5 protein-coding genes and 2 pseudogenes are annotated in these 6,392 nt (G+C 61.5%); 4 read left to right on the top strand and 3 right to left on the bottom strand.

Annotation, left to right across the window (positions count from 1 at the left end; translation table 11 throughout):
- A pseudogene (locus tag EN884_RS21140) lies at positions 1-1,515 on the bottom strand (kinesin); the annotation flags it as partial.
- Between the two features lie 272 nt (positions 1,516-1,787).
- On the opposite strand from EN884_RS21140, the gene EN884_RS21135 reads away from it, so the two are divergent.
- From EN884_RS21135 to EN884_RS21125, 3 genes are all read left to right on the top strand, one after another.
- Positions 1,788-2,156, top strand: coding sequence for an Hpt domain-containing protein (locus tag EN884_RS21135; protein ID WP_023813039.1), 369 nt, complete (start codon positions 1,788-1,790; stop codon positions 2,154-2,156).
- A gap of 111 nt (positions 2,157-2,267) precedes the next feature.
- Complete coding sequence (locus EN884_RS21130; protein WP_013531878.1) at positions 2,268-2,588, top strand: 2Fe-2S iron-sulfur cluster-binding protein; 321 nt, start codon at positions 2,268-2,270, stop codon at positions 2,586-2,588.
- Positions 2,589-2,783: 195 nt separating this feature from the next.
- Complete coding sequence (locus EN884_RS21125; protein ID WP_063167916.1) at positions 2,784-3,812, top strand: NAD(P)/FAD-dependent oxidoreductase; 1,029 nt, start codon at positions 2,784-2,786, stop codon at positions 3,810-3,812.
- Positions 3,813-3,815: 3 nt separating this feature from the next.
- On the opposite strand, the gene EN884_RS21120 is transcribed toward EN884_RS21125, so the two are convergent.
- Together EN884_RS21120 and EN884_RS21115 are read right to left on the bottom strand one after the other, a co-directional pair.
- Positions 3,816-5,297: an MDR family MFS transporter gene (locus tag EN884_RS21120; protein ID WP_128360718.1), complete on the bottom strand. Its 1,482-nt coding sequence runs from the start codon at positions 5,295-5,297 to the stop codon at positions 3,816-3,818.
- A 202-nt stretch (positions 5,298-5,499) separates the two neighbouring features.
- Complete coding sequence (locus EN884_RS21115; RefSeq protein WP_063170227.1) at positions 5,500-6,159, bottom strand: DUF922 domain-containing protein; 660 nt, start codon at positions 6,157-6,159, stop codon at positions 5,500-5,502.
- Positions 6,160-6,262: 103 nt separating this feature from the next.
- Between EN884_RS21115 and EN884_RS39690 the strand changes: the two are divergent.
- Positions 6,263-6,392, top strand: a pseudogene (locus EN884_RS39690) (dihydropteroate synthase); the annotation flags it as partial.

The raw sequence follows: 6,392 nt of genomic DNA, 5'->3' as shown, positions 1-6,392 counted from the left end.
GTCGGCCATGTCGGCGCCGATCTGGGTCTTGCCCTGATCGATCATCGCCGACAGCGTGTCCTTGCTCTCGGCGAAGGTGTGCGCGATTTCGCGGGCGCGCTCGACCAGCGTTTCATTGATCTGGCGGGCGCGGGCCTCGAGTGCCGCATTGAGCTTCTGCGTTCCGGTGTCGAGCGCCTCGGCGCGGGTCTGGAACTCGCTGATCAGCGCCTGGCCGCGTTCGGCGAGCGTGCGCTCGATGCCGTTGAGGCTGGCCTCGAATTCGGAATTGAGGGTGCGCGCGGCGCCGCCTAGCAGCGACACCATGCCGGTGGTGCGATCGTCGAGCAGATCGGTCAACGACCGCGTCAGTCCGTCCGTGGTGTCCGTCAGCTTGGCAATGCGGGTGTCGAGAAGGCTGGCGAAGGCCTCGCCCGAGGTCGACAGACGGTCGGTGATCGAATCGAGCCGGCCTTCGACGGAATCGAAGATCGACATCGAGCTTTCGTTGATGCGGTCGATCAGCGTGTCGCCGGAATTGGTGATCGTCATCGACAATTTGGTCGATGCATTGAGGATCGAGTCGCGAATGATGTCGGAAGCCGCGCCGATCTCGTCCTTCAGCGTCTCATGCGCGCCGGTAATCGAGGCGCGGACGCGCTCGGCATGGGTGACGACGGCTTCGCGCTCGCTGCCGAGGCCGTCGACCAGCGAACGGATGCGGGATTCATTCTCGGAATAGGAGCGTTCGATCTGGTTGACTTCGCTGTGGACAAGCGTTTCCAGTTCGACGGCGCGGGCAAGCGTGCGTTCGATGCCTTCGCCCATCGCCGCGACCTCGCGACGAACGGCCTGGCCGATCATCATGACGCGATCCTGGGCAAGGTTTTCCGGCTCGGTCAGGCGGAAGGCCACTTCGGTCATCGACTGTGCGGCGATGCGCATTTCCTGGGCGCGGCGAATCATGGCGGCGAAGGCCCAGAACAGGATGACGGGCACGATGGCCGCGACGGCGAGGCCGATCAGTTCCGGACGGGCAAGGAACTGGTCGAGCGTGCGGATTCTCCAGATGCTCGGTCCGAAAAGCAGATTGGCCAAACCACCGGCACCGGCGAACCAGGCGAGCGAAACGAAGGCGACGACCCAGTAAATGGTGTTCGAGGCACGCCTGTTGAGGCTGTGCAGGAGCGTCTTGTAATCCTTCTGGCGATCGTCATTGGCCGGCGCGAAACCTGCGGGCTGGGCGCCATTGCGCGGTTCCACGGGGCGCAATTCGGCAGGTTTGGCCTTGGGCGCGGGTTTCGCGGCCTGGTTTTGGTTGACCACCGGCTCCGGGTTCTGTTCCGGCTTATGATTGCGTCCCTCGCGCGCCAGCTCGTCGGCCGCCTGGGATATCTGCGCTTCAAGATCCTCCATCGAAGCCGCGATATCGAGGTCGCCGCTGCCGATCTCATTGCTGAGGTCGAGATCGAGCGCCTTTTCCAGTTCCCTGGCCACTTCGCTGTCGAGAGTTCTCGTCGTCGGTTTCTTTGCCATGCCTTCGCTACCCTGTACTAGCTGCCGCGGGCTTATAATTCTGTTTGTCTTGCCCCGCGCAGGAGGCTGAAAATGGACCCCTCGTATCGTAATGACACAGGGGGGTAAAGAAAACATGCATTCCGCGGGATACGTAAAACTTTAAATATAAGGTTAACGGAACTGTGATTTGGACGCCGCTTTGGCAACATTTTTCCGGGCCATTCATTAACCCGTTGTCCATTGGATTCGCCTAGGTTTTTGGGCGAGTCGAAGAAACGGAGTTCGAGTTCATGCGTGGCGAAAGCGGCATCGCCTTCTCAATGCCCGGGGGAGATGTATCCGGACCAAGACGGTCACGGCCGGTCGATTTGGCACACCTTGCCCGCCAGACAATGGGTGACCGCAGCCTTGAGCAAGAGGTTCTGGCGCTATTTGTACAGCAGGCGCTGTCCGTGCGTGACAGAATAGTCGACGCCGATATCAAGGACCGGCTTCTGCTCGCCCATGGATTAAAGGGTTCGGCACGGGGCGTGGGCGCCTTTGCCATCGCCGATTGCGCCACCGAGATCGAGCACCGGCCGGAAGACGGCCAGACGCTCAAGCGGCTTGGTACGCTGATCGACGAAGTGCGCGATTTCATCGCCGCCATCAACCGCTGAATCCGCGCCGAATCCGATTTGCGGAAAAACGTCATCGGGCGGCGCTTTCATGCGGCAGTTGACTTGTCAGCCGGAGTGATTATCTCGGCTGCAACTCCCTTCAGGTGACAAATGACCAAGCTGACTTTCATTGCCCATGACGGCACGCATTTCGACATGGACGCCGAGAACGGCTCTACGGTCATGGAGAACGCGATCCGCAACGCCGTGCCCGGGATCGAAGCCGAATGCGGCGGTGCCTGCGCCTGTGCCACCTGTCACGTCTATGTCGACGAAGCCTGGACGGCTGAAGTCGGCGAGCCGGAAGCGATGGAAGAGGACATGCTGGACTTCGCCTACGACGTCCAGCCCAACTCGCGCCTGTCATGCCAGATCAAGGTCCGCGATGCGCTTGACGGCTTGGTCGTGCGGGTGCCTGCCCGCCAGGGATAAGCGCAACCTTTTTGCCAACTGATTTTTCCCGCTGTGGCTTGGCAGCGGGGCGATGGTCATGCAGTGTCCTGCTGTTTCACCACAGCGCCGCGCGTCCTCTTGGACGCGCAACGGACGCTGTAGCACTTTTATTTGCGCATGATCCTTTCCGAAAATCGTTCCGATTTTCGGGGTCATGCGCAGCGAGGCACAGGCATGACCGACATCACCAGGACAGACGTGCTTATTGTCGGGGCAGGGCCGGTCGGCCTGTTTGCCGTGTTCGAGCTCGGCCTGTTCGACATGAAGTGCCACCTGATCGACATTCTCGATCGGCCGGGCGGCCAATGCGCGGAACTTTATCCGGAAAAGCCGATCTACGACATTCCAGGCTGGCCTTCGATCTCGGCGCAGGGGCTGGTCGACAAATTGCTCGAGCAGATCGCGCCGTTCAAGCCCGATTTCAGCTACAACCGAATGGTTTCCAGCCTGGAAAAACTGGAGGACGGCAGTTTTCGCGTCACCACCGACGAAAACGAGGTGTTCGAGGCCAAGGTGGTGGTGATTGCCGCCGGCGGCGGCTACTTCCAGCCCAAGCGTCCGCCGATCCCCGGCATCGAGCCCTATGAAGGCAAGAGCGTCTTCTATTCGGTGCGCCGGATGGAGGATTTTCGCGGCCACGACCTCGTCATTGTCGGCGGCGGCGACTCGGCGCTCGACTGGACGCTGAACCTGCAGCCGGTGGCAAAGAGCGTGACGCTGGTGCACCGGCGGCCTGAGTTCCGCGCCGCTCCCGACAGCGTCAACAAGATGTATGCCATGCAGGAGATGAAGCAGCTCGAATTCCAGGTCGGCCAGGTGACCGGATTGACCGGTGCCGACGGCCAGTTGTCATCGGCCACCATCAAGGGACCGGATGGCGACGTCGAGGTGCCTTGCACGCGCATGCTGCCGTTCTTCGGCCTGACCATGAAGCTCGGACCGATCGCGGAGTGGGGTCTCAACCTTCACGAGAACCTCATTCCGGTCGATACCGAAAAATTCCAGACATCGGTGCCCGGCATCTTCGCGGTCGGCGATATCAACTGGTATCCGGGCAAGCTGAAGCTGATCCTGTCGGGTTTCCACGAAGTGGCGCTGATGGCGCAGGCCGCCAAGCGCATCATCAGCCCCGGCGAGCGCATCGTTTTCCAGTACACGACCTCATCGACCAGCCTGCAGAAGAAGCTCGGCGTCTCCGGCTGAACTTTACTCGGCCAGCATCGGCGCCGCATTGTCGGCGTAGCCGCGAAGCTCCTTTTCGGGCATCAGCGTCAGCGTGATCAGCCCCAGCAGCAATGTAGCGGCGGCGACGGCAAAGATCATCACGAACGGCTCGATCGTCGCGCTATGGCCAGCGATCCGCACGCCTTCACCGGCAAGCGGCAAGCCGTAGCCCAGAGCGACCGCGCCGAGCATGGCGACCCCAAGCGCACTGCCAAGCGAACGCAGGAATGTCAGCACGCCCGTCGCGACGCCGAGATGCACGCGATCGACGGCGTTCTGGACCGACACGGTGGTGACCGGAAACGTCGTTCCGGTTCCAAACCCGATGCAAATCGTCAAGACCTCGACCTCCAGCAGCGTTGCATATCCTGCGACGACGGCCAGCAGGCAGAGGCACAGCATGCTGAAGACGACGCCCACCATCGCAATGCGCTTGTAGTGGGTGAAATGCGGGATCATACGCCCGCTGAATGCCGCGCCGCCGACGGTCCCCAGCAGAAGCCCAAGCATCGCGATGCCCGACTCCGCTGCCGACAAGCCGAGCCCCGCCTGAAGATAGACGGGCAGGTACACAGCCATGCCGACGCTTGCGGCCTGAAGCAGGAACATCGAAAGCGTGCCCGCCAGAACGATTGGATTGCCAAGCACTTCGAGTGAGATGAGCGGCTCGGCGGCGCGCATGAGCCGCAAGGCAAAAGCGCTCCAGAAAATCGCCGAACCGCAGAGAACGCCGATGACTTCAAGCGAAGTCCAGGGATAGGCGCTGCCGCCCCAGTTCAAGGCGAGCAGCAGCAGCGCCGTGGCAATTATCAGAAGCAGCGCGCCCAGGCCGTCGATGCGATGGCGCTTTGCGGCAATGGGCAGTTTCTTGAGCGGCTTGTTGATGATCGCCATCGCAAGAAAACCAAGCGGAATGTTGATCCAGAAGATCAGTGACCAGTGCAGGTGCTCTGCGAAAGTGCCGCCGAGCAACGGACCGGCAATGCTGGCGACAGCCCATGTGCCGGAGAACCAGGCGGCATAGCGTGCCCGCTCGCGCGGCGGCACGAGATCGCCGACGACGGTCTGCGTCAAAGCGAACAAGCCGCCGCCACCGGCGCCCTGGATCGCCCGCCCGACAACCAGCACAAACATGTTGGGGGCCATCGCGCTGACCAGCGATCCCGCCAAAAAGATCAGGATCGCGGCATAGACGGTCGGCCGGCGGCCGTAGACGTCGGAAATCTTGCCGTAGAGCGGAGCCACGGCTGTAGCGGTCAGGAGATAACCGGTGACGATCCATGGCAGATAGTGTGCGTTTCCGAGCGCATGCCCGATGGTCGGCATGGCCGGCGCGACAATGGTCTGATCGAGTGCCGCCAACAGCATCGACAACAGCACGCCGCCGATGATGGCGTTCTTTTCGCGCTCTGTTATCGGCGTGCCGGTTTCCGCCATCGTTTTCTCATCGACAGCCTGGTCCATGATCGTTCATCCATAAGCTTGCGATTTGACCGGCGCTGTTCAGCCGCTCCGGCTTCATGACCGTTTGGATCGCATTGGTGTTTTAAGCTCGTCTGGCGAGCCTGATATATGTCGTCCCATATAGGCCGGTTTCGACGGCGGCTCGAAAGTTTTTCGAATCTGGCACTACGTTTCGGTGAATTGGCTTTCAGTTCGGGTGCGTTCAGGCCGGCGGCAGTCGTCCGTTGCCGATGCGCTCCATGCGGTAGCGCAGCAGCCGCAAGATGCGGCTTTCGAAATTGACGCTTTCGACGCGGTCGAACTGAAGCTGGGCGCGGTCGTGCCTGGCCAGAACAGCCGCGGTGATCGCGGCCGCCTTGGCCTTGGCGGCGTTGCAGTTCTTTTGCGGGTAGGTGGCCTTCAAGGCCTCTTCGAGTTCGCCGCCATGGTTCTTGGCGATTTCGACATGGCGCTCCTCATGGCGCTTGATGTCGGCCGACAGCGTATCCCAGAACAGCCTGACATCGGCATCGGCCTTGCGCGGCCGGCGCCACTCGGGAAGGATCACCTTCACCTTGACGGTCACCACCGCGTCGGCAATCCGGCAGGAACTCGGTGTCTGCGCATAGCTGATACGGGTGGTGAAGGCCATTTGCGTGGCGCCCGGGTGCCGCGTGCCGGTGCTTTTCACCTCCGGGCCGCGTTTGGAGAGTTGTGCCTCGATGTCGTCGAGGGTGCTGCCGCCAATGGCGAAATAGCTGTACGTCTTGACGAGATTGGCCGCCGCCGCCGGGTGCGGCGTTATGGCGAGCAGCAGCGCGCAAGCCAAGGATTGTTTCACGCCCAAGGACTGTTTTTTCATGCCAAGCATGGATCGTTTCATCATGTTGCCTCTTCGACCACCTTGCTTTACGGCCGTTGCCGGCGCAATGAAATTGATCCGCCAGGGATCACACATGATTGATGAACTCCATGGTCGATGAGCAATGACGGCCAGGCGATGGCAATTGGCGCATGGACGCCATCTCGACCTTGGCGGCAAGGCCGTGGTCGTCGGCATCCTCAATGTCACGCCCGACAGCTTTTCCGACGGCGGCCAGTTCGACGCTCCTGAAA

This window comes from Mesorhizobium sp. M7A.F.Ca.AU.001.01.1.1, assembly GCF_004022735.1.
Lineage (GTDB): Bacteria > Pseudomonadota > Alphaproteobacteria > Rhizobiales > Rhizobiaceae > Mesorhizobium > Mesorhizobium ciceri.
The sequence above is the reverse complement of the archived record's forward strand: the minus strand, read 5'-3'. Positions and strand labels throughout refer to the sequence as shown.

Excerpts from the sequence above, each read along its gene's own strand:
- EN884_RS21135 (WP_023813039.1), top strand. The coding sequence starts at position 1,788 with ATGCGTGGCGAAAGCGGCATCGCCTTCTCAATGCCCGGGGGAGATGTA.
- EN884_RS21130 (WP_013531878.1), top strand. The coding sequence starts at position 2,268 with ATGACCAAGCTGACTTTCATTGCCCATGACGGCACGCATTTCGACATG.
- EN884_RS21125 (WP_063167916.1), top strand. The coding sequence starts at position 2,784 with ATGACCGACATCACCAGGACAGACGTGCTTATTGTCGGGGCAGGGCCG.
- EN884_RS21120 (WP_128360718.1), bottom strand. The coding sequence starts at position 5,297 with ATGGACCAGGCTGTCGATGAGAAAACGATGGCGGAAACCGGCACGCCG.
- EN884_RS21115 (WP_063170227.1), bottom strand. The coding sequence starts at position 6,159 with ATGAAACGATCCATGCTTGGCATGAAAAAACAGTCCTTGGGCGTGAAA.